Here is a 23,360-nt window from a genome sequence, read left to right as displayed (position 1 = left end):
TCCTTTTGGGTGTATATTACTCAAATGACACAGATTTATGAACACTACCAGTTTATCACATGAACATATCAACAGCTTTTTCTAACACGAATATTCTGTGGCCACTATGAATGAATACGCGAGCAAATAAATCAACTTGCCATGACCAGGATCATCATTGCACACCGCCCTAAAACTATTAAACAGACAGATAGGGTATTGGTGATGCACATAGGACAACTTCATACACCCGAATCTATACAGCAGCAAGGAGCGTAACTTGGTACTTAGGCAGTTTGGGTTAACTTCAATGGAAAGCTGCTTAAGTCAAAGGCACAGTCAAGGTTTTGCGGCCGACCATGCCTTTGAAAGGGCGCTTGATGAGCCCATCAAGCAAACACAACTTAGTAGTTTAATGTAAGGAATGCATTATGAAAGAATTAACTGTCAATGAGATTGAACAAGTGAATGGTGGTAATTGTTTATATGCTGGTCAAGAGTATAGTACCGGTTCAAAGTTAGAACAGGCTGGAGAAGTGTTAACATGTCAATCAGACGGCTTATGGGGTTAAGCTCATGAAAGTATTATTAATATTGGCTCTAATGCCTATATCTACATTTGCAGGTGACTGTGAGACATTAAAGTCTGCTAGTGTTAGCCATAAAAAAGTAGATGAAACGAAGTATTGTTACTATGAATCGAAAGAGTACTCACTAGGCTCTAGGCTTAAGCAGCTAGAGCAGGTAATGGCATGTGTTAAAAGCAAGGCTAATGACCAGCTTATTTGGAGCAAGATTTAGCACATAGTATTAAATATGCTTCTTAATTCCAACACAAGGAATACGTTATGCACGAATTAACTATACATGAAATTAAAAATGTGTCAGGCGGGTTCCATTGGCTAGCTAATTTATTTGGTACACGAACAACATTGCTACCAATGCTACCAACCATTGACGTCGAGATGGTTTAATTTACGGTCCGTCATGGACTTTCTATGGCGGACATCTATATTGATGGTGGGCACCTATATTATGAAGAAAAACCCAATCAAAGCTAGATGTCCAAAGTGTGGTTCTAACTCAATTAGGGTTTTACGTACTCCGAAAAACCTTATTTTGGAAGCGACAAACATTATTTCTTGGTCAATAATTGGTGTTGAGGTAAATGAGGTTTATGTTTCCTGTAATAATTGTGGAAGTGTTTATAAAGGGTAATTTTATTTTGAATGGTGGATTTAATTCTGTATGAGTTGTTGGCTCTAGCGACACTTATTTGTATTAGTCGCGAGTTGATCTGACAGGAAATTTTGCGGCAACCAATGCCACAGCCACACTGTAGCAATCTGTCTTTAGGGAACGACGAATCTCACCGCAAGGATGATACGCACGAAATCTCAGGGGGATTTTATAGCGAAATGATAGGTAGTTTTGCGTAACTGGATGTACTGCATGATGTACCACACTTTGTAGCAAAAATTGATAACAAAGCTAAAAACACCATACAGAACATCCACTTACAGAATAGGTGAGTTGGCCTATAAGCCGGGTCCTGTTCTCCCGAAGGAGCGGCAGTCATTCCTCTAGGCCTGCAATCGCTCACAGGCTCAAGCAATCTACCCGGTTCCAACGCGAGCCACGCATTAATTCCGAAGAATAGTGGAACCCTATTTGATCTTGCTCCGGGTGGAGTTTACCGTGCCGCGAACTGTTACCAGCCGCGCGGTGCGCTCTTACCGCACCCTTTCACCCTTACCGGCCCGAAGGCAGGCGGTCTACTCTCTGTTGCACTGGTCGTCGGCTCACGCCGCCCAGACGTTATCTGGCACCCTGCTCTATGGAGCCCGGACTTTCCTCCCCGTTCTTGCGAACGCAGCGACTGCCCGGCCAACTCGGCGCGGATTATAGCCCATAGCGGGCTTCACACCAAGGCATTTCCTTACCAGCCCAGCTCCAGCCCTTTTTTATAGAGAGCGTTTTTCTTCAACCCATGGATCTGTGCCGCGATGGCGGCCGCCTTCTTCAGCGGTAATTCATCACAGAGTAGTTTGAGGGTATCCAGCGCCGCGGCGGGCGTTTCGTCGGCTTCTTCACTGACAAAACCGTGCAGCATAAGCACAATTTCACCGCGCTGCTGGTTGGCATCGGCTTCTACCTGCGCCAGCACTTCGGCCGTGGTACCGCAGAGGAAGGTTTCAAAGGTCTTGGTCAGTTCCCGCGCCATCACCATCTGCCTATCCGGCCCCAGGACCTCCACCAGCGACTTGAGGCTGGGCAAAATTCTGTGGGGTGACTCATAGAAAATCAGGGTGCGCGGGTCTTCTCTAAGCGCCAGCAGTTTATCCTGACGCCCTTTGTCTTTGGCCGGTAAAAAGCCTTCAAACGAGAAGCGATCCGAGGGCAAGCCAGATGCCGACAGCGCGGCAATGGCGGCGCAAGGGCCGGGCAGCGGGATCACCGGATAACCGGCGGCGCGCACATGGGATACCAGGTGATAGCCGGGATCGGAAATCAGCGGCGTGCCGGCATCGCTGATCAGCGCTATGGCTTCACCTTCGCCGAGGCGTTCAACAATCCACTGCGCCCGGGCACGTTCATTGTGGTCATGCAGCGCTGTCGTGCGGGTATCTATGCCAAAGTGGCTCAGCAATTTACCGCTGTGGCGAGTGTCTTCACAGGCGATCAAAGCCACCCGATTCAGTACTTCCAGAGCCCTGGGGCTCAAGTCCCCCAGGTTGCCTATGGGAGTGGGAACTATATACAGCGCGACCGACAGGTCCATAACTACCTCGGAGATGAAAGTGCCGAGACTTTCGTCAGGCACAATAGAAGGTTAAACTAGAGCCAGCATCTTACCAGAGTGAAGCCCTGTGTTAAAAAGCCTGAATAGAGTTAAATACATTTCTGCTGTGATTCTGCTTGCCAGCCTGTGGGGCTGTGGCAGCACGCCGTCGGCAGACAAAGAGCAGCTGGCCGTCGTTTCCCTGGTCAGTGCCCCGCAAGCCCCGGCCGAGTATTTGGCATTTGCCGCCAAGGCGCCCAGCAAGGAAAACCGCGAGCGTTATCTGTTGTTGGCCGCCAATGCTTACCTCAAGCAAGGGGATACAGATGCCGCTGCAGATATTCTGCGTTCAATGCAGGCCGGGCTGAGCCCGGTGGATGAAATCCAGGCCGAGCATCGTTTTCTCAGCGCTCGCCTGCAGGAGCTGACCGGCAAGAGTGCCGAAGCGCTGAATACCTTGAATTATCCCGGTAATTGGCAGCTACCCGATTGGCAGTGGGCCAGTTATCACCAGGCCCGTGCCCGGCTGTTTGCTGCCAACCAACAACCCGTGGAGCAAGTGCGTGAGTTGAGTCAGCTGAGTCAGTATCTGCCGGTAAAGGCAACCGGCGAGGTTAACGACCAGATCTGGCAATTGCTCAAGCCACTGCAGGAAGAAACCCTGCAGAGTTTTGCCGCTCAAGAGAGCGATGCCGTATTTACTGGTTGGCTACAGCTGGCTTATCTGGCCAAGCACTACGCGGTGGATCCCTCAAGCCTGATCCGCCAGTTGAGTGACTGGCAGAAACGTAATCCTTATCATCCCGCCGCGGTGCAGTTGCCTTCGGATCTGCAACTGGCGCTCAGCGCCAAGCCTTACAGACCGAGCAATATCGCCGTGCTGCTGCCACTTTCGGGCCCAAGAGCCGGGGTCGCCAACACAGTGCGTCAGGGCATACTGGCCAGTTATCTGAGTGAACCGGACAGCAATGTCAGCCTCAATTTCTTCGACACAGCCCAAGGTGCCGATAAGGCCTATCAGCAAGCGCTGCAGAGCGGCGCCGAATTTGTGATTGGCCCACTGCTGCAAAACGAAGTGGAACAAGTGATGGCGGCCCAGCAAGCTGCCGGGGCAAGTACGCCGCCACAACTGTTTCTCAACCAAATAGATAAGCTGCAACCGCAACAAAATAAGTACTACTTTGCCCTGTCTCCCACTCAGGAAGCCAGCGATGCCGCCAGACGCATGTATCAGGATGGTATACAGGTGCCACTGCTGCTTGCCAGCAATGATGCCGTAGGCCAACGTATGGCCCAGAGCTTTAAGCAAACCTGGATGGAACTGACCGACAGTGATGCCGAAGTCCACTTCTATGACAACGGCGACAAGATGCGCGAAACCGTGGAAAGCGCCCTCGGCGTAACGGACAGCAAGGCGCGGATCCAAGCCATTAAGGCACTGCTCGGCAGCAAGGTGAAGGCCGACTTCCGCTCCCGTACCGATATCGATGCCATCTATATGATCTCGGGGATTCAGGACTTACCGCTGCTGAAACCCTTTATCGATGTCAATTTCAGTGTCTTTGCCGAGCAGGTGCCGCTGTATACCAGCAGCCGCGCCCGTCAGGAAGACAATGCCAAGCAAACCGCGATTGAACTGAACAATATCACCATCAGTGATATCCCCTGGTTACTGCAGGCCAGTGAAGAAACCGAGGTGGTCAACAAGTTGTGGCCCACCTGGGGTAACGCCCAAAAACGCCTGTATGTGATGGGCTATGATGCCCTGCAACTGGTCAATCGTCTGGCCCAGATGCATGCCTTCCCCGGATATCAGTACAATGGCCGCAGCGGCCAGTTGACGGTGAGCCCGGATGGGGTGATTGATCGTCAGCTCAGCTGGGCCAAATACCAACGCGGCGTTTTACGGCCACTGTAAGCCGGCATATGGATCTGGGACAGGAAGGCGAGCGTCTGGCTCGCCAGTATCTGGAACAACAGGGTCTGACCTTTGTCGAACAGAATGTGCGCTACAGTTTCGGCGAACTGGACTTGGTGATGAAACAGGGCAGCCAATGGGTGTTTGTTGAGGTAAAATACCGCTCACCCAGCCGATTCGGTGGCGCTTTGCAGTCATTGAGCCAGGCCCAAATTGCCAGGCTTCGCAAGGCCGCCAGTCAGTATCTGCAGCAACACAGGATCAATGCTCCATGTCGCTTCGATCTACTGGCCATTGATGGCGGCAAGGTGAAATGGCTGCAAGACGCTTTTTAGTAAACGCTTAATCCAAAACAAATTTACACTTTTATGCCTGAAAAAAGCCACCGGCCTATGGCATGATAGCAACACTTGATAGTGAAGGACTTATCCATGTTAGAACGTATCAAAGACAGCTTCACCGAGTCGATTCAGACCAAGATTGACGCCGCAGAGGCGCTGCCTGAGTCCATCTCCAAGGCCGCAGAAATGATGGTGCAATGTCTGTTGGGTGGCAATAAGATCCTTGCCTGCGGTAACGGCGGCAGTGCCGGTGATGCCCAACACTTTTCCGCCGAGCTGCTGAACCGCTACGAAGTGGAGCGTCCACCGCTGCCGGCCATAGCTCTGACAACAGACACCTCAACCCTGACAGCCATCGCCAACGATTACAGCTATGACGAAGTGTTTTCCAAGCAGATCCTGGCACTGGGCCAACCCGGTGACATACTGCTGGCCATTTCCACCAGCGGCAATTCGGGCAACGTCATTAAAGCGATGGAAGCTGCACTGAGCCGGGATATGACCATAGTTGCGCTCACGGGTAAAGATGGCGGTGCCATGGCCGGATTGCTGAGCACCAATGATGTGGAGATCCGCGTCCCCTCCAACGTCACGGCGCGTATTCAGGAAGTACACCTGCTGGTTATCCACTGCCTGTGTGACAACATTGACCGTACCCTGTTCCCGCAGGACGAGCATCAATGAGACGTCTGCTGCCCCTGTGTCTACTGCTTACCAGTTTGACCGGCTGTGCCGGAGCCGTAATGGTGGGTGCAGTCGGCGGCGCCATGGTGGTCAACGATGAGCGCTCGCTCAAGACCCAGTTGGATGATACCAATGCCGATTTTAGTATCTCCAGCGCGTTGGGCGCGGAAGAGGATCTGAAGAATCAAACCAATATCACCGGCGTCAGTATGAACGGCAATGTACTGATGATAGGTCAGGCGCCCAACTCCATGCTTAGAGACAAGGCGATTCGGCTGGTCAAAGAACTACAGTTGGGTGGCAAGATCCACAATCAGATCCGTATTGGTAACCCGACATCCTTTACCACCCGCAGCAACGACACCTGGATCACCACCAAGGTCAAGGGACGGATGCTCAACGACAAGAATCTGGATGTCACCAAGATCAAGGTGATCACTGAGAATGGTGAAGTCTTTCTGCTGGGTTTAGTCGAGCGAGAGCAAGCCGATCTGGCAGTGGAAATCGCCCGCAATACCGCAGGGGTACGTAAGGTGATCAAGGTGTTCGACTACGTCACCCCTTAACAGCCAAATCCCTCGTCTATGCAAACAAGAGCCGGTTATACCGGCTCTTGTGCTTTCAGTTCACGGGTTTTCATCAGCTTGGCGATGGCGGGCAGGCACAAGGTTGGCAGCACCACCAACGCAGCCCCAATCCAACTCAGGGTATCCAGCCACTCATCGAACAGCAGCCAACCCAGGAAGACAATAAAGATCAGTCCGCTGTATTCAGCCACGGCAATTTCACTGGCCTTGGCCCTGCGATAAGCCAGAACACAGAACCAGTGATACGCCAGCAGGAAAGCATTGGATAACAACGCCACCCCGAGCAGTTGCCAACTGAGCCCGGCCAGTTGCTGCGACAATGCCACCAGCAGAGTCAGCGGCAGACTCAGCAAGTTGTAACAGAGCAAAGTCAAACTGGCGGCTTCGGTACCGGGCAGCTTTCGCAAACTCATCTGGTTCAAGGAGAAGGTAAAGGCAGAAACCAACACGGCGATACCGGCAAGTTCCAGTTCACTAGGCTTTAGGATCAACAAGATACCGACAAATCCCAGTGCGGCAACTCCCCACTGCAGCGGCGTGATCTGTTCCTTCAGAAATACAGCGCCGAGCACCATGATCATCAGGGGGGCCGAATAGAATAGCGAGCTGACAGTCGCCAAGGGCAGCGCCATCAGGCCAATAATCAAAAAGAGCGCGCCAACAGCTCCTGTGTTGGCACGCCAAAGGTGGAGCTTAAAATGAGAGGTGCCCGGACGACCGGCCTTGATCCACAAAGGCAACAACATGAGTACCGCCGTTATCTGGCGCACCAGCAGAAAGGTCGCCGCATTGGCATCATCCGGTAACCATTTGACCGACACATCATAAAATGCGCTAAAGAGATTTCCTACGGTCAATAAAATCAAACCGATAGCTACGGTTCTCTGCATCTTGGTTACCCTGAACGACTCTCAATCGGCGGCATCATATCCGGGTTAAAAACCAAATTGAAATGATGTTTTTTACCTATAAATGAATTAAATTCATACTAAATATCAAAACAGAGTCGCCAATGCGAAAACTTCCCCCTTTGAGAGCGCTGCAGGTGTTCGAAGCGGCAGCACGCCAGAGCCATTTTTCCCGCGCCGCCGAAGAGCTTTGTATCACCCAGAGCGCCGTATCCCATCAGGTCAGGATATTGGAGGAACACTTTGACGAGCCTCTGTTTCTGCGCCAGGGGCGCAGCCTTAAACTGTCACCCAAGGGGGAGATCCTCTATGGCGAATTGGAGCGAATATTTAACGAACTGGCTGACCTTGGCCGTTTGTTCGGCGAGCCCAATCGTGAGCTGAAACTGGCAGTTTACAGCTCTTTTGCGGTCAAATGGTTGATCCCCAGACTCAGCGACTTTCGCCGCCGTCACCCCGAGGTACAGATAAGGTTGGAGATGGTGGCCCAAGATCCCGAGCTCAGCGACAGTGTAGCCGATCTCTTTATCAGCGGTGGTCTCAAACGACGGGGATACTGGCAGACTGTGCTACACAAGGAACGGCTTATTCCAGTTTGTAGCCCGCAATTACCCCCCAGAGCCGGACAAATAACGATTCAGAGTCTGCAGCAGTATCCACTGTTGACCGTGGATGAAGGGCCACTGGGACTGGACTGGAACCGCTGGGCCGAGGCCAACTGTGTCACTCTGACCCCCAATCACAGGCAGCATATTTTCAGCCATGTGTTAATGGCCATAGAAGCAGCTATTGCCGGTCAAGGCATAGCACTGGCGTCAGACTTTATGGTGGAGGATGATATTGCCAGCGGCCGTTTGATAGAAGCTGAACTGCCGGATGTGCACACAGGATTTGAATTCACTTTTTGCTGTAAAGAGCGGCGCCTCAGAGAACCGGCGATAGCAGCGTTTGCCGATTGGCTGATGTTGATGGCAAGCCAGCCACAACCACAGTAATTCGCACGCAGCCACAAAAAAGCCGACCTTGTAGGTCGGCTCTCAAGATTGGCGGAATTACACCAGCAAGCCTATCTTCTCATAGACTTTCTTCACTGTGACTTCGGCGCGGGCCTGGGCCTTTTCGGCGCCCTGCTTCATCACAGACTCCAGGAAGGCCCTGTCTTCGCGAAACTCACGGAAGCGTTGTTGCAGCGGCTCCAACATACCAACCACGGCTTCACCGGCAGCCACTTTCAAATGGCCATACATCTTGCCTTCAAACTCGGCTTCCAGTTCGGCTATGCTCTGGCCTGTCACCCCGGACATCAGGCTCAGCAGGTTGGACACCCCAGGCTTGTTGTCTATGTCGAAACGCACCACAGGTGGCTCGTCACTGTCGGTCATCGCCTTTTTCAGCTTTTTCATCACCGCCTTGGGATCTTCCAGCAGGCCGATGACATTGTTGCGGTTGTCATCTGACTTGGACATCTTCTTGGTGGGATCCTGCAACGACATCACCTTGGCACCCAGCTCAGGGATAAAAGGCTCTGGCACTGTGAAGGTGTCACCATAGGCGTTGTTGAAACGGGTGGCGATGTCCCGGGTCAACTCCAGATGCTGTTTCTGATCCTGACCGACAGGGATCTCATTGGCCTGGTACAGCAGGATATCGGCCGCCATCAGCACAGGATAACCAAACAACCCGACGTTGATATTGTTGGCGTGCTTTTGCGACTTATCCTTAAACTGAGTCATGCGGCTCAGCTCACCCATCTGGGTATAACAGTTCAGTACCCACCCCAGTTGAGTGTGCTGCGGCACCTGTGACTGAATGAATACTGTACTCTTCTTGGGATCAACACCACAAGCAAGGTACAGCGCCAATGTGTCCAGGCAAGCTTCACGCAAGGCATTGGGATCCTGACGCACAGTGATGGCATGCAAATCCACCACACAATAGAGGCAATCATGGCTGTCCTGCATGGCCACCCACTGACGCAGGGCACCCATGTAGTTACCTATGGTCAACTCGCCTGAGGGCTGGGCACCGCTCAATACTATGGGTTTGGGACTGCTCATGAATTTCATTACTCCGATTGCTGTGGCGGCAAATGCGCCAAAATTTGCTCAAAATGATCGCATACGGCATCTGGGCCGCAAAGCCCAATATCTTCACCGTAGTTGTAGCCATAGGTCAAGCCGATTGAGGCAATACCTGCAGCTTTCGCCGCCAGAACGTCGTTACGGGAATCACCCACCATCAACATCTGCTGAGGCTGCAACTGCCATTTCTCCAGCAGATGAGTCAGCGGCAAGGGATCCGGTTTCATCTTAGTGAGAGAATCGCCGCCGAGAATTTCACTGAAAAATAACTCAATACCAAAAGCCTGCAATAAAGGGATAGTAAAGCGATAAGGCTTGTTGGTGACCACCGCCAACTTAAAACCTCTTTGCTGCAGGGTTCTGAGCACAGACTCAACCCCGGGATACAGCTTGCTGTAACGCTCAAGGCAAGCTTCATAATGCTTCATAAATACCGGCATGGCATCGGCCATGACAGAGGCATCCGGTTCAGCCCCCAGGCTAAAGGTCAGCGCGCGGCGCATCAACATCTCTGTGCCGTTGCCAACCCAGCTGCGTACCTGATCTTCAGTGCAACTTCTAAGCCCCAGATCGGCAAGCGTCGCTTGGGTCGCGGCGGCCAAGTCCGGCACACTGTCAACCAGAGTGCCATCCAGATCAAAGGCGATCGCGCTGATACTGCTTGCGATCATAACTTACACTCCCGCCAGTTCACTGCGCATTTGGTCGATAACCGCCTTATAGTCAGGCTGGCTAAAGATGGCTGAACCGGCAACAAACATGTCGGCACCGGCGGCGGCAATTTCGGCTATATTGTCCACCTTAACGCCCCCGTCGACCTCCAGGCGGATATCGCGGCCACTCTCATCGATACGGCGGCGTACTTCGGCCAGTTTATCCAGTGTCGATGGAATAAATGACTGACCACCAAACCCAGGGTTAACCGACATCAACAAAATCACATCCAGCTTATCCATCACATAGTCCAGGTAGTGCAATGGCGTGGCAGGGTTGAATACCAAGCCGGCCTTACAGCCGTGGTCACGGATGAGTTGCACTGTGCGGTCCACATGCTCGCTGGCTTCCGGATGGAAAGTGATAATAGAAGCCCCCGCCTTGGCAAAATCAGGCACTATGCGGTCGACCGGCTTCACCATCAGGTGCACATCGATTTCGGCGGTAATACCATAGTCACGCAAAGCTTTGCAGACCATGGGGCCTATGGTCAGGTTAGGTACATAATGGTTGTCCATCACATCGAAGTGAACCACGTCGGCCCCCGCATCCAATACGGCTTTAACATCATCACCCAGGCGGGCGAAATCGGCAGACAGAATGGAAGGAGCAATAAGATATGGGCGCATAGCAATCTCACAGGATGTTTAAGAAGTCGCCTATTTTACCCGCCAAGGCGCTCGGGCTCTATAGCCTGGCGCCCATTTCTGCCGTTGAAAAGCATCATAAGTTGGAATAAGGTTGTTACTTGGTAAAAAGCTGTTCAATTTATCAACGGCTTTGTTATAATCGACCAACGTCACATTTGGGGATGGAACAGGATGAACCAGAAACCGCAGGTTTTCACACACAGCATCAAGTCAGCAGTCATACTCGCTGCCGCCGCTGGCGTGGTGGGAGCGACTGCTGTTGGCTTCCAAAGCCTGGGTTCTTCCGCGAACAATCTGGCCTGCAGCTACAGCCAGGAACACGACTACAATCCCAATCTGCCTTCCAGCCATCCCAATAATCGCTGTGCGACTCAGGAAGATGACTTGAGCTGGGGGGGCTGGTTCAGCGGCAAGAGTCGTTCGGGCCAGTTCCATTTTGTCGACTTACTGGAGTTACTGCACGGCCATCAACGCAAACCGGTTGACGATATCGCCCCGGCAAATTCCAACAACGGTTTTTAAATGTTTGGCCGCTACTGGCGTTACCTTTACAGTACGCTGGCGGCCTTCTTCGGCGTGCAGAGTGAGTCCAATCGTGCCAGGGACTTCAGCGCCAATTCCTCACCTCTCCCTTATATCATCACAGCCGTGTTGCTGGCAGCACTCTTGGTGGTTGGACTATTGCTGCTGGTAAATCAAGTACTCGCCTGATTACTTTGGCAAAGATGACTTTCAGTCGTTCTCGTTGTGATAGGTTTCGTCGTACAAAGCCATCAGCTCATTCACCTTGGTTCTGCTGCTGCCCTTCTGGCTGATATTTCGCTGTACCTGAATCGTTTCCATTCTTGAACCATGGTACAGCTCACGGGTCAGCGGAATATCATGGTTGCTGATAAGCACTGGAATACCACGCTCAATAGCGGTATGACGAGAGTGCCTGGCCAGCAGCGCCTGGTCATCCAACGAAAAGCCGGCCCCAACATAAGTAGTAAAGCTGGCGGTGGTCGATAGGGGGGCGTATGGCGGATCGCAATAAATCACATCACCGCTTTGGGCCAGAGCAAACGCCTGCTCGTAGCCAATACAGCGAAACTCGGCATTTTGTGCCTTGGCGGCAAAGCCGCGTATTTCCTTCTCGGGAAAATACGGCTTCTTGTAGGAACCGAAGGGCACATTGAATGAGCCTTTACGGTTGTAACGACATAAGCCATTAAAACCAAAACGATTGAGATAGAGAAAATAGATAGCTCTATCGAAGGGATCGCGACTACGGTTGAATTTATCTCGGATCAGATAGTATTGCTCTTTGTCGTTCATCTGCGGCACAAACAACTCGGCCGCCGCCCCTATGTATGCTTCCGGACGAGTCTGAATGATGGAATAGAGATCGATCAGATCACGATTGATATCGCACAGCAGGTAACTGGGGTAATCTGTGTTGAGGAACACAGAACCGGCACCGACAAAGGGTTCAACCAGGCGCTCGCCCTTGGGCAAGTGCTGAATCAGGGCATCAACCAGTTTAAATTTACCACCGGCCCACTTGAGAAAGGCTCTTTGTTTTTTCTTCATTAAAATTGATTGGTGCCCGGAAAAACGAAAGTGAGGATTGTACTCGGTTTAAGATGAAATTTCACTGTTACTTAGGCCAGCTTGTAAGCGATAGTGTTGCAGTGATTGCCAGGACTTAATCAAAGGTTGAGGCAGGTCCAAAGACAGTTGCAATACCTTACCGGCTTCGATGGCTTCTTGCTTGCTGGCATATTCCCCTACCAATACCACCCACCAATCCTTATGTTTGGCCACTCTGACATTTTTCACTTTTTTCAGCTTAATCATAAATGCTGTCAGTGAAGACTCGCGTTTCAGACTTACCAATTGCAAGGTGTAACCTTGTGTCGGTAGCACTCCGGCACTAGGCTCTTGTTCAAGCTCAGATTGAGCTTGAATTTCCTGCGCTTCATTATTCATAGAGGCAGCCTCTTTGACCTGCGGCTTTTGGGTAACAGGAGCGGTTTCCACATCCAGCGCCGCCTTGGCATCGCTGAGCAGTTCAGAACCAGTTTCCGACTCAGGGGTCGGCTGACTATCCGCTTGGGGCACGGTTTTCTGAGCTGATTTCGGGTCTTGCTGCGAGTCAATCGCTGGTGAAACAAGGCTCTGGCTTCGTGGTTGTTCAAGACGAACATATACAGGAGCCGAGCTGAGAACTTTCGAGGCCGGTTCCGATTCAATATCGAGCCAACGCTCGGCAAACTGGCTTAAGGGACTTGTCCTATGTTCCAGTACCAAGGCAGACTTGGTCAGCTCGGGCAGAGGCTCGGTCGAACGCAACAGATACCAGGAGAGCAATGCCAAACAACTCAGCACAGCAAGGCTCGACATCAGTAAGGTCTTCCACGGGAATACTCTTGGCCTCGGCGGCTCACCATTCAATGCCAGCTCCAACAATGCCAAAACCTCGGCCGGTGTGCCCTGCTGCCGCTCCAACTGCTTAACCACTATAGCCCGCGGCGTAAAGGTGTGTACTGCGCTGCGAGTCAACAAAGTTTGATACAGCCCCTCACGCTCGGCCAGAGAAAGCGGCTCAAGCTTAACCGGCAATACCTGCTGTTTCTGTGCTTTAGGCAATTGCAGCTGTAACTGCTCGGCAAATTCCGGAGAAACCGAACAGGTCAGCGTGATAGGTTCACCTCTGGCTTGCAGCTGAGTCAGCAACAAACACTCGGCCCAGAGCACCAGCGGCATGTTGTCGGCATCGTCGATCAGAATGTGGATAGGCTTGCGCATCTCACCGAGATAACGCAGCAGGGTGTCGGCCAGCGGCTGTTCGTCGTCAAACAGGGGGTCGGGCAGTAGTTGGATCAGCAACTTGCGCCTTATTTCGGCGGCATCCGCATGTTGAGGACAACTGACCAACGCCAGATTATGCTCATCGAGCACATTGGCCAAGGCGGTCAACAGCCGTGTCTTACCGGCTCCGACCTGCCCCTGCAACAAAACCAGCTGCTGACCGTAACAGGCCAGATGCTGCAGTCTTTGTAACAGTGCCTCTTGCGAGGGCAGGAGAAGTTCTTCGGTTGCCACCATTGTCACCCATCAAGGTTCAAGCGCGGCAGATCACCTGTTCGAGTAGGGATTCCGGCACTTGAGCAAAAATACCGGCCTGCCCCATATCAGTGGGCAAAACCAAGCGAATTTGCCCAGCCAAAACTTTTTTGTCACGCCGCATGTGTTTGATAAAGCTTTCAAAATCCATGGACTCTGGTGCAGTTATCGGTAAGTCGAATGCCTGTAGCAGCGCACTGATGCGACAGAGAATTGACTCGTCAATCAGTTCCATGGCTTTTGCAGTTTGTGCAGCAAGGACTGTGCCAGCGGCAACCGCTTCACCATGAAGCCAATTGCCATAGCCCATTTCGGCCTCGATGGCATGACCAAAGGTATGCCCCAGATTCAACAGGGCACGAACACCTTGCTCTGTCTCATCTTCGGCAACCACTTCGGCTTTTATCTCACAGCAGCGACGGATGGCATAAGCCAACGCCTCTGGCTGCTGCGACTTGAGTGACTCGACATTGTTCTCGAGCCACAGGAAAAAATCAGCATCCCAAATGATGCCGTATTTGATCACTTCAGCCATACCGGCAGCAAATTCACGCGCCGGCAGGGTCTTCAGACACAGGGTATCTATCAACACAAGTTGCGGTTGATAGAAAGCGCCTATCATGTTCTTGCCCAGCGGATGATTGACTGCCGTCTTGCCACCTACGGATGAGTCGACCTGAGACAAGAGCGTAGTGGGGATCTGGATAAAATCCACCCCCCGCTGATAACAGGCGGCAGCAAAGCCGACCATATCACCAATAACTCCACCGCCGAGTGCCACCAGCACCACATCACGACCGCAGTTATGCTCAAGCAAAGCCGTAAAAACGCTATCGAGCTGTGCCAGTGTCTTGTATTGCTCACCGTCGGGTAAAATATGAGCAAAAACCTGAGCCGCAGGCAGCAGAAGGCGCTGCAAGGGTTGCAGATACAGGGGAGCTACTGTGTCATTGGAGACAATGAGGACCTTTTTACCCAAGATGCTCGCCGTCAGGCAATCGCTCTGGGCCAACAGACCCTGGCCAATGAAGATAGGATAACTACGTTCACCTAAATCAACCCGGATCTGTTGCATCTTGCGTCCTAGAAACCTAATTGTTCAATGATTTGATTGGCCACCACTTTGGCGCTTTGCTCGTCTGTCTTGACGATAACATCAGCGATTTCCTCATAGAGAGGATTACGCACGTCTGCCAGTGCTTCCAACACTTCACGAGGGTTATCGACCTGCAGCAAGGGGCGACGCTTGTCGCGCTGAGTGCGGGCCACTTGTTTATCAATAGTGGTTTCCAAATACACCACGATACCGCGGGCAGAGAGGAAGTTGCGGATATCTTTGCTTTGAACTGAGCCACCACCAGTAGCCAGAACTATGCCTTGTTTCTCGGTCAGATCGGAAATCACCTGAGCCTCGCGGCGACGGAAACCTTCTTCGCCTTCAACGTCAAATACCCAGGCAATGTCAGCGCCGGTGCGATTTTCAATCTCTTGATCTGAATCGTGGAATTCCAAGTGCAGCATTTGTGCCAGATGACGACCTATGGTGCTCTTGCCTGCGCCCATAGGGCCTACCAGAAAAATATTACGTTTTTCAGCCATTTCTTGTACGTCTGAATCTTATGAAAAGTTTGCCGAATGTCGACTTACTATCAAATCGACGGGATTTGTTACCTTGCTCTTATGAGACTTGACCGGGGATTATCTCAGCTTAAGGACATTCAAGGCAAGTAATGCCGACTATTAAAGCCAAATTTCCCCGCGCCCAAACATCAAAGCCAGCGACTGGCACTGGCTTTGGTTGAAGTTTTACAGGTTTGGAAAAAACTTAAGCAGACCCCCTCATGGCTTCAATCAGATGCCGTGAACGCCAATTGCGTTGCAAGCGACGCACTACAAAAGAGAACGCCACGAGGACTTTTTCGCACCTTCCCTAGATTTCCTCAGTCACTATCTTGGGCGTTACGAAGATCAGCAGCTCCTGGCGCTCATTCTTGTCCGAAGTATTGCGGAACAGGAAGCCAACCAGGGGAATATCCCCCAAAACAGGCACCTTGCTGACCCGACTGATCAAGTTCTGCTGATAGATCCCCCCCAGCACTATGGTTTCACCATTGTCCACCAGCACTTGGGTACCTATGCGCTGGGTATCGATGGAAACAGCTTCTCCCAGCGGCGTCTGTACTATCTTACCTTGAGAATCCTGAGTGATTTCCAAATCCAGTATCACACGGTTATCCGGGGTAATTTGTGGTGTTACCCGCAGTGACAATACCGCTTTCTTGAACTGTACTGTAGCCGCGCCACTGGAAGCCGATTCCACATAAGGGATCTCGACACCCTGCTCAATATAAGCGGCTTTCTGATTTGAGGTGGTAATTCTGGGGCTGGCGATAATTTCACCCTTGTTTTCCTGCTCCAGCGCACTCAATTCCAAATCCAAGACAGTACCGTCGGCCAGTTTGGCAACATGGAAAGCTATGCTGGCAGCATTGCTAGGAGCCGCCGGCAGGTTCACATTGAGACGGTCGCCTATGGATGGAATGGTGCCGTTGGTAATGTCCTGAGCGCCTTCCAGACTACCCGAGGTGCCTTTATTGCCCTGTTGATCTGTGATCCCCCAACGGATACCCAAATCCTCAGCAACATCATCCTTAACCGTAACCATTCGGCTTTCAATCAACACCTGACGAATAGGCACGTCCAGCACTTCTATCAGCTTGTGCACGTTTTCCAGAATATCGGCCGTGTCTTTAACCAGCAGAGTATTGGTTCTTTCGTCCACGGCAACTGTGCCGCGTTTGGACAATAGGCTTGATCCTTCTCCCCTTAACAAGCTGGCAATCTCGGTGGCCTTGGCATAGTTCACCTGCAAATATTCCGAGTAAAGTGGCGCCAACTCTTCAGAGACTTTTTTCTTGTTCTTGAGCTGGTTTTCTTCACGTATGGCAAGCTCCTCAGCCGGCGCAACCATCAGAATATTACCTTCGATTCGCTTATCCAACCCCTTGGTCTGCAGGATAAGATCCAGCGCCTGATCCCAAGGTACGTCATCCAATCTCAGGGTGATACTACCTTCGACTGTATCACTGGTCACCAGGTTGAAGTCGTTGTAATCGGCAATGATCTGCAGCACGGTTCTGACTGAAATATTCTGGAAGTTGAGTGATAGGGTCTTGCCCGAGTATTTCTTCTCCGTCTCCATCTGAACTGCACGCTCAACCTCGGTCATCGCCAAGGTGAACATATTACCGTCTTGTTTGTAGTTGTATTCGTAGTCGCCCTTGATATCGATCAGAATCCGACTGGTCAGCTCTTCTTTGAAGGTCTCAAAGCTCTTCACCGGGGTGGCAAAGTCTTGCACATCCATAACATAAAGCATGTCAGATGGAATATCTGTGTTGTACAACTTCAGCTCCAGCCTGGAACCGACCTGCTCAACATTGGCGGCAACCGATGAATTACGCAGCTCAACCAGCAATTCACCACCCTTATCCCCCAAGCGGCGGAAGTCGATATTTTTTATGCTATTAACAAACGGGCTGCTGGCCTTGCTCTGGGGATCCATGACTTCATCATTGACAGTCAAACGATAGACGTTCCCCACGGCCTTACCTTGATAAGGTTTCACTTTTTTCAGTGCCAAAACCAGTTGCAACTTATCGCCATCCTGCATGCTGGACAGCTGCTCGACCCCGGCAGTGTTAATAGGGATCTGTGCTTTTTCCAGCGCAGAAATACTGTCGCTAAAGTTCAATTGGATACTGGCGGGATCGGCATTCAAATTGATTTCCGGCTCAGATATCGGCTTGTCAAACACCAACTCCAATTCCAGTTGGTGATCCACAATGGCATGGTACTTAACATCTACCAGCTTGTTGGCAGCATCAGCATAGGGACTTAGCCCCAGGATGAGCAAGCTGCCCAGGATATACTGCATCCATTTGGCTGCATTTTTTGGGGTGATATTCGCGGCAGAAGATTCCATTATTCCCTCATCCTTCGCTTGTTATTCTCCGGTCAATTCCAGGCTGCTGTTGCGCTCTGTCCAGCAGCCGGAACCGTCCGGTACTAATTCAATGATATCGATATACTGTGCTGATACTTTGGCTATCCGGCCATGATAAAGTCCCAAATACTCACCGACGCCCATGCGATAGACATTGCCATCAGTCGTCTCCACCAAGGCCCAAACCACCTTGTCTTCGCTCAGGGTGCCGCGCATCTTGAGATTATCCAGGGCATAGGTTTCTAGACGGCCCTTGCGACGCTTGAGATCCGGTTGCAGGCAGTCTTTGGTGGTGTCTATCACCTCTTCCGTCAGTTCTCGGGAAGGTGGTACAAAGGGGCTACGCATCATATCGGCCTGATAATCAAAGTGCTCAAACTGAGGCGGCTCTTTCAGCGGCGGGATTGGAGCAACCGGCTGGGCCTTGGTGCTGGTAACAAAGTCCTCAAGATCCGCTCTGTCACCAATACAACCACTCAGCAATAGCACCGCAGCGGTCAGGGTAATGAGTCGTTTCATTTACCTTTCCCCTTAGCCTTCTCCGGCGGTAATTCCGTTCCTTCTTTAAATCTGTAGGTCTTGGCAAGGATCTCCATCGCCAAGATGCCTGATGGGTCACGCTTAATCACAAAATCATGCAGACTGACAATCCGTGGCAACTTGGCAACCCCGCCGACCATGTGACCCAGTTGGTGATAATCGCCGGTCACGGCCATACGTATCGGAAATTCAATGTAGAAGTCCCGCTGGATCTCTGCGTCCCAATCCAGACTCTGAATCTTCAACCCGGCATCTGTAGCCACATAGGTCAAGTCATCAAGCAAACCCGGCATTTCGTTTTCAGATGGCAGCATCTTCAGCAATTCGGCAAATTGCGCTTCCATCTGCACCAACTGCTCTCGATATAATTTCAGGTTAGCGGCCAAAAGATACTTTTGCTTGAAATCATCACGCAGTTGTTGCTCTTTAACTTGCTCGGACTGATAGATATCTATGGCATCTGAAACAAACAAATAATAGCCACCAACGAACACCAGAATTGCCAGCAAGCCGGCAAACACAGCCTTGACCTGAGTCGGCCAAGCGCCGATATTCTCCATGTCCAGGTCATTGAACTGGCTCAAATCGAAACTCATTTGCCCGCTCCTTTCGCCATCTGTGCCGTCCCCTCAAGCCGATTTGCTCCCTTGATACTGACCTTGAGACTGAAGCGTTGCAGCTCTCTGAGTTCTTCCTGCTGAGAAACTATCGACTGCATACTCGGGTCCTGAAGCCACTCTGATGCTTTAATTTTTCGCATCATGTTGGCGACATTGTTATTGGACTCACTACGCCCCTCGATCCAGATGAGGCTGCCTTTCTTTTCTATGCTGGAAAGATAGATGCCTGGCGGAATAACCCGTACCAGCTCATCCAATACATGGGTAGGCAAATTACGCGCCTGTTGCAGGTTAAGAATAATCTCGGTGCGACGTTCAATATCCTTTTTGCGCTGTTTGATCTTGGTAATCTCAGCTATCTGTTTGTCTAACAAGCTAATTTCTGATTGAAGATAAGCATTTCGCTGCCGCTGATCTTCTGTCATCAAACCGATAAAGTTCAGTGCCATGTAAACCAACAACGCGGCGCCAATAAAAACAGCAGCCAAAATCCCTATATAGTCACGTTTCTGTTTTTCCCTGGCTTCTTCGCGCCATGGTAATAAATTTATGTTCGCCATTGACCATAACTCCTCAGCGCCAGGCCGCAGGCCACCATGTATTTACTGATATGGGGTTGCAGGGCATTTTTTACTGAATCGTCTGCATGCAAACTTCCCTGAAAGGGGTCGGCAATTATTGTATGAACACCTAATTCATTGGTCAGAAGATTAGCCATACCTTCTAATTTGGAGGTACCGCCACAAAGCACCAAATGATCGACTTTATCTTTACCACTGGAAGTGCAATATATTTGCAGCGTGCGTTTTATTTGTTGCAATAATTGCGTTTGGAATGGCGATAACACCTCAAACATATAATTGCGAGGTAGATCACCTTCTATCTTGGCCTTTTCCGCCTGCTCATAAGACATGCCGTAAAAAGACAATATAGATTGAGTGAAGAGTTCACCACCAAACGCCTGTTCGCGGATAAAGGCCGTCTCCCCTTTTTCCACTACCGCGAAGGTAGTCATATTGGCACCAATATCAACTAAAGCGACCACCTGTTCAGCAGCGCCGTCCGGCAGCTGTCCCAAGACCAATTCAAGGGAACGGCCTAAAGCATAACCTTCTACATCAACGACTTTGGGCTCAAGGTCAACACTGTCCAGCGCATCGATTCTGGCATCGATATTTTCGGTTCGGCAAGCACTGAGCAAAACATCAACTTTACTGGGATCTGTCTTGTTAACGCTCAGTGTTTCAAAATCAATACTGACTTCATCAAGTGAATAGGGAATAAGGTTATCCGCTTCAATCTCAATCTGTGCCTCCATTTCCACCTCACTCAGAGAGGCATCCATGTAGATGACTTTAGTCATTACGGCTGATCCGGATACAGCGACAGAAGCAAATTTAGTTGCTTTGGGCAATTGCCTCTTGAGCTGTTTCATTGCTTCAATAACGGCTTCAGGATCCCGAATATCATGATCATTGATGGCTCCTTTTTTAACAGGAGCTGCGGCGTAAGCCTGGATTTTATAACCATCGCCTGTCTTGCCCAGCAGGATTGCCTTGACCTCGTGAGAACCGATGTCAATACCCACCATTTGCGGAGCCTGACGCTTCCATAGATTCGAAAGCATAGTCCTTTGTCACTTTGTTATTGTTAGGTTTTAGAGTAGCACATTTTCAAATTGTTACGCCTCTTTGTATAAAATGTTTGAGTACATTACAACGGCTAATTTTTTGACGCTGCCTTTTTGCTTCACCCTGCACAAAACGCCTTATATACTATTGTGCCCGCAGCAAGTTTTGGAATAATCTAGTGAAGTGGTTAAAACGTATACTCATAGCTCTATTCAGCCTGGCCCTTTTGGGGGTTGCAGCTATCGTTGGAGCCTACTTCTACGTCCTGCCCGAACTCCCGGATGTCGCCACACTCAAGACAGTGCAACTGCAAACACCACTGAGGGTTTATTCCAGTGATGGCAAGCTGATCTCACAATTCGGTGAAAAGCGCAGGATCCCGTTGGAATTGGCCGATGTGCCCAAACCATTACTGCAAGCCTTTCTGGCAACCGAAGATTCACGTTTTTATGAGCACAAAGGCGTCGACCCCATAGGGGTAGCTCGGGCCGCACTGGTTATGTTGGCCACCGGCGAAAAAAAGCAGGGCGCCAGTACCATTACCATGCAGGTGGCCAGGAACTTCTTCCTGACCCGAGACAAGACAATTATTCGTAAAGTCAAAGAGATATTTATCTCTATCCACATAGAGCAGCTGCTGACCAAAGATGAAATTCTGGAGCTCTATGTCAACCGTATCTATCTTGGACAGCGGGCCTACGGGGTTGGCGCCGCGGCTCAAGTATATTATGGCAAGGAAGTCAAAGACTTGACGCTTGCTGAAATGGCAGTTATCGCCGGCTTGCCGAAAGCGCCCTCAACACTCAACCCTATCACCTCCCCCAGCCGAGCTTTGACTCGTCGTAATCTGGTGCTCAACCGTATGCTGGAGGTCGGCTACATCACCCAGAGTGAATACAACGAGGCCAGCGCCCAACCTATTACCGCCAAATACCATGGTGCCGAAATCGATCTCTATGCCCCCTATATTTCAGAGATGGCCAGGGATTATATGGTACAAAAATACGGTGAAGAGGAAGCCTATACCGGAGGATACGATGTCTACACCAGCATAGACTCCTCACTGCAGTTAAAAGCCCAAAAGGCACTGCGCAACAATGTCTACGCCTATGATGAACGCCATGGCTATCGAGGCCCGGAAGCGGTTCTCTGGACAGACAAGCAACCTGATGAGAGCGAGTTGATTGCCACCCTGAAGAAAACCATGCCCATTCAAGAGCTCAGGCCTGCTGCCGTATTGAAGGTAGAAGAACAACAAGCTGAAGTACTGCTCGCTTCAGGAGAAAAGCTCACTCTGCCTTGGGATGGCCTCAAATGGGCCCGCAAATTTATCAGTGACAAACGCCAAAGCGCACCACCGAAGAAAGCCGAACAATTCCTGAAAGTGGGCGAACAGATTTGGGTACGTCACAACGGCGATATCTGGCAACTGGCTCAGGTGCCTCAGGTTGCCAGCGCCATAGTCTCGATAGATCCTAAAGATGGTGCAATTCAGGCACTGGTCGGTGGTTACAGCTTCAGTCAGAGCCAGTACAACCGGGTGACTCAGGCCAAGCGTCAGTTGGGCTCCAACATAAAACCTTTCCTATATGCCGCAGCGCTGGAGAAAGGCTATACCCTGGCGACACTGATCAACAACGCGCCTATCAACAAACCGGATCTCAGCCAAGGTACGGCTTGGCGTCCCAAGAACTCACCCGACGTATACGGCGGCCCCACCAGGCTGCGTCTGGGGCTGGCACAGTCTATCAACGTGATGTCGGTAAGAACCCTACGCTATGTTGGGCTGGATGCCGCCATCGACAAGCTGGTACAGTTTGGTTTCGATGCCAAAGAGCTCAACCACAACGAATCTCTGGCGCTGGGTTCACCATCAGCCACACCTTTGCAGGTGGTCACAGCCTTCTCAACCTTCGCCAACGGGGGTTATCTGGTTGAACCATACTTCATCAAACGGATCCTGAATGCCCAAGGCGAAATCCTTGAACAGGCTCATCCGGCTCTGGCTTGTGACGCGCCGCTTAAGGCTGAAGAGGATATGGCGGATAACGCCATAACCGATTTGACTATGCAAGAGCCGCTGCAGCCCCTGGTTCAGGAAGATCCTTTCAGCTGTGACAGCCCTAGCGCCCGTCACGCCAAGCAGGTGATCAGCGAGCAGACCGCATTCCTAATCACCGATGCCCTCAAGAGTGTTATCTGGGGTGGCGGTAACTGGAGCAAAGGCACTGGCTGGAACGGTACCGCCTGGCGCGCCGCCAGAGTGGTCAAACGCCATGACATAGCCGGTAAAACGGGAACAACCAACGAATCGCGGGACACCTGGTTCAGTGGCTACAATCCTAAGCTTGCCACCACTGTCTGGGTCGGCTTCGATGACCATGGCCGTGAGCTGGGACGTACCGCCTGGAATGCCAGCGGCGCCAAAGATCAGATTTCAGGGGCCGAATCCGGTGCCAAGACCGCGGGCCCAGGCTGGAACGAGTTTATGCGCGATGCCCTGGAAGGAACGCCGGAAGAACCCAGCATTCCACCAGCTGGAATCGTTTCGGTGCGTATTGATTTAGACAGCGGCAAGCTGTCGCGTAAGACAGACTACACCAGCGACTTCGAGTACTTTATTCAGGGTACAGAACCCAAGGAATACGCCACCGGCGCCGAAGATGACAGTGACATCTTTATCGAAACACCGCCGGAAGAGCTGTTCCAGTAACTGTCTGTTTAACACCGCCTGTTAAACATTAAAAAACGCGCCGATTGGCGTAATGCCGATCAGTTAAGACAGATCGCTTGACGATCTCACTGAAAGGA

At 51.2% G+C, this 23,360-nt stretch carries 24 protein-coding genes and 1 other RNA gene; 10 read left to right on the top strand and 15 right to left on the bottom strand.

Annotation, left to right across the window (positions count from 1 at the left end):
• Window positions 1-410: 410 nt before the first annotated feature.
• The gene (locus RC73_RS20240) at window positions 411-551 is read left to right on the top strand and encodes a DUF1496 domain-containing protein (RefSeq protein WP_082014374.1); all 141 of its coding nucleotides are present in this window, start codon (window positions 411-413) and stop codon (window positions 549-551) included.
• 4 nt (window positions 552-555) lie between these two features.
• Entirely contained in the window at window positions 556-780 is a 225-nt protein-coding gene (locus RC73_RS21510) for a DUF1496 domain-containing protein (protein WP_039036000.1), read from the top strand.
• 724 nt (window positions 781-1,504) lie between these two features.
• On the opposite strand, the gene rnpB is transcribed toward RC73_RS21510, so the two are convergent.
• An RNA gene (gene rnpB, locus RC73_RS19960) (RNase P RNA component class A) lies at window positions 1,505-1,874 on the bottom strand.
• Between the two features lie 44 nt (window positions 1,875-1,918).
• On the bottom strand, window positions 1,919-2,761 hold the full coding sequence (rsmI, locus tag RC73_RS18320) for a 16S rRNA (cytidine(1402)-2'-O)-methyltransferase (RefSeq protein ID WP_039035999.1): 843 nt from the start codon (window positions 2,759-2,761) through the stop codon (window positions 1,919-1,921).
• 88 nt (window positions 2,762-2,849) lie between these two features.
• On the opposite strand from rsmI, the gene RC73_RS18315 reads away from it, so the two are divergent.
• From RC73_RS18315 to RC73_RS18300, 4 genes are all read left to right on the top strand, one after another.
• Window positions 2,850-4,679: a penicillin-binding protein activator gene (locus tag RC73_RS18315; RefSeq protein ID WP_039035998.1), complete on the top strand. Its 1,830-nt coding sequence runs from the start codon at window positions 2,850-2,852 to the stop codon at window positions 4,677-4,679.
• Window positions 4,680-4,687: 8 nt separating this feature from the next.
• On the top strand, window positions 4,688-5,014 hold the full coding sequence (locus RC73_RS18310; protein WP_039035997.1) for a YraN family protein: 327 nt from the start codon (window positions 4,688-4,690) through the stop codon (window positions 5,012-5,014).
• Window positions 5,015-5,110: 96 nt separating this feature from the next.
• Window positions 5,111-5,704: a phosphoheptose isomerase gene (locus RC73_RS18305; RefSeq protein WP_039035996.1), complete on the top strand. Its 594-nt coding sequence runs from the start codon at window positions 5,111-5,113 to the stop codon at window positions 5,702-5,704.
• Entirely contained in the window at window positions 5,701-6,270 is a 570-nt protein-coding gene (locus tag RC73_RS18300; protein ID WP_039035995.1) for a BON domain-containing protein, read from the top strand. The genes RC73_RS18305 and RC73_RS18300 overlap by 4 nt, the downstream gene beginning before the upstream one ends.
• A 35-nt stretch (window positions 6,271-6,305) precedes the next feature.
• On the opposite strand, the gene RC73_RS18295 is transcribed toward RC73_RS18300, so the two are convergent.
• Entirely contained in the window at window positions 6,306-7,181 is an 876-nt protein-coding gene (locus RC73_RS18295) for a DMT family transporter (RefSeq protein WP_039035994.1), read from the bottom strand.
• Window positions 7,182-7,303: 122 nt separating this feature from the next.
• Between RC73_RS18295 and RC73_RS18290 the strand changes: the two genes are divergently transcribed.
• Window positions 7,304-8,194, top strand: coding sequence for a LysR substrate-binding domain-containing protein (locus tag RC73_RS18290; RefSeq protein WP_039035993.1), 891 nt, complete (start codon window positions 7,304-7,306; stop codon window positions 8,192-8,194).
• 57 nt (window positions 8,195-8,251) lie between these two features.
• Here the strand turns inward: RC73_RS18290 and trpS are convergent, their stop codons facing one another.
• The 3 genes from trpS to rpe are packed head-to-tail and all read right to left on the bottom strand — an operon-like array spanning window position 8,252 to window position 10,623.
• Window positions 8,252-9,256 (bottom strand): tryptophan--tRNA ligase, encoded by a 1,005-nt coding sequence (trpS, locus tag RC73_RS18285; protein WP_025011602.1) that lies wholly within the window; start codon window positions 9,254-9,256, stop codon window positions 8,252-8,254.
• Window positions 9,257-9,264: 8 nt separating this feature from the next.
• Complete coding sequence (locus RC73_RS18280) at window positions 9,265-9,951, bottom strand: phosphoglycolate phosphatase (protein ID WP_039035992.1); 687 nt, start codon at window positions 9,949-9,951, stop codon at window positions 9,265-9,267.
• A gap of 3 nt (window positions 9,952-9,954) precedes the next feature.
• A complete protein-coding gene (gene rpe, locus RC73_RS18275) occupies window positions 9,955-10,623 on the bottom strand; it encodes a ribulose-phosphate 3-epimerase (RefSeq protein WP_039035991.1) in 669 nt (222 codons plus the stop codon).
• Window positions 10,624-10,815: 192 nt separating this feature from the next.
• Here rpe and RC73_RS18270 point away from each other — a divergent pair, with 192 nt between their 5' ends.
• Together RC73_RS18270 and RC73_RS18265 are read left to right on the top strand one after the other, a co-directional pair.
• Window positions 10,816-11,166 carry a hypothetical protein gene (locus tag RC73_RS18270; protein ID WP_039035990.1) on the top strand — a complete coding sequence of 117 codons (351 nt, stop codon included), beginning with the start codon at window positions 10,816-10,818 and terminating at the stop codon, window positions 11,164-11,166.
• Window positions 11,167-11,355, top strand: a complete 189-nt coding sequence (locus tag RC73_RS18265) for a DUF2970 domain-containing protein (protein ID WP_039035989.1) — start codon at window positions 11,167-11,169, stop codon at window positions 11,353-11,355.
• Between the two features lie 21 nt (window positions 11,356-11,376).
• On the opposite strand, the gene RC73_RS18260 is transcribed toward RC73_RS18265, so the two are convergent.
• The 9 genes from RC73_RS18260 to RC73_RS18220 all read right to left on the bottom strand — a co-directional run bounded on the left by RC73_RS18260 (window position 11,377) and on the right by RC73_RS18220 (window position 20,545).
• Entirely contained in the window at window positions 11,377-12,216 is an 840-nt protein-coding gene (locus RC73_RS18260) for a Dam family site-specific DNA-(adenine-N6)-methyltransferase (RefSeq protein ID WP_039035988.1), read from the bottom strand.
• Window positions 12,217-12,264: 48 nt separating this feature from the next.
• On the bottom strand, window positions 12,265-13,734 hold the full coding sequence (locus tag RC73_RS18255) for an AAA family ATPase (RefSeq protein ID WP_039035987.1): 1,470 nt from the start codon (window positions 13,732-13,734) through the stop codon (window positions 12,265-12,267).
• A 16-nt stretch (window positions 13,735-13,750) separates the two neighbouring features.
• Window positions 13,751-14,827 (bottom strand): 3-dehydroquinate synthase, encoded by a 1,077-nt coding sequence (gene aroB, locus RC73_RS18250; RefSeq protein ID WP_039035986.1) that lies wholly within the window; start codon window positions 14,825-14,827, stop codon window positions 13,751-13,753.
• An 8-nt stretch (window positions 14,828-14,835) separates the two neighbouring features.
• Window positions 14,836-15,351, bottom strand: coding sequence for a shikimate kinase AroK (gene aroK / locus RC73_RS18245; protein ID WP_025011596.1), 516 nt, complete (start codon window positions 15,349-15,351; stop codon window positions 14,836-14,838).
• Window positions 15,352-15,682: 331 nt separating this feature from the next.
• Window positions 15,683-17,689 carry a type IV pilus secretin PilQ gene (locus RC73_RS18240; protein WP_373297555.1) on the bottom strand — a complete coding sequence of 669 codons (2,007 nt, stop codon included), beginning with the start codon at window positions 17,687-17,689 and terminating at the stop codon, window positions 15,683-15,685.
• Between the two features lie 69 nt (window positions 17,690-17,758).
• Window positions 17,759-18,277, bottom strand: coding sequence for a pilus assembly protein PilP (locus RC73_RS18235; protein WP_039035984.1), 519 nt, complete (start codon window positions 18,275-18,277; stop codon window positions 17,759-17,761).
• Entirely contained in the window at window positions 18,274-18,894 is a 621-nt protein-coding gene (locus RC73_RS18230) for a type 4a pilus biogenesis protein PilO (RefSeq protein ID WP_039035983.1), read from the bottom strand. Before RC73_RS18230 ends, RC73_RS18235 begins: the two co-directional genes overlap by 4 nt.
• Window positions 18,891-19,478 (bottom strand): PilN domain-containing protein, encoded by a 588-nt coding sequence (locus RC73_RS18225; RefSeq protein ID WP_039035982.1) that lies wholly within the window; start codon window positions 19,476-19,478, stop codon window positions 18,891-18,893. Before RC73_RS18225 ends, RC73_RS18230 begins: the two co-directional genes overlap by 4 nt.
• Window positions 19,466-20,545, bottom strand: a complete 1,080-nt coding sequence (locus tag RC73_RS18220) for a pilus assembly protein PilM (RefSeq protein ID WP_039035981.1) — start codon at window positions 20,543-20,545, stop codon at window positions 19,466-19,468. Before RC73_RS18220 ends, RC73_RS18225 begins: the two co-directional genes overlap by 13 nt.
• 182 nt (window positions 20,546-20,727) lie before the next feature.
• On the opposite strand from RC73_RS18220, the gene RC73_RS18215 reads away from it, so the two are divergent.
• Window positions 20,728-23,262, top strand: a complete 2,535-nt coding sequence (locus tag RC73_RS18215) for a penicillin-binding protein 1A (RefSeq protein ID WP_039035980.1) — start codon at window positions 20,728-20,730, stop codon at window positions 23,260-23,262.
• Window positions 23,263-23,360 lie beyond the last annotated feature (98 nt).

Source organism: Shewanella sp. ECSMB14102, assembly GCF_000813075.1.
Lineage (GTDB): Bacteria > Pseudomonadota > Gammaproteobacteria > Enterobacterales > Shewanellaceae > Shewanella > Shewanella indica.
This window is presented reverse-complemented; position numbering and strand designations above follow the sequence as displayed.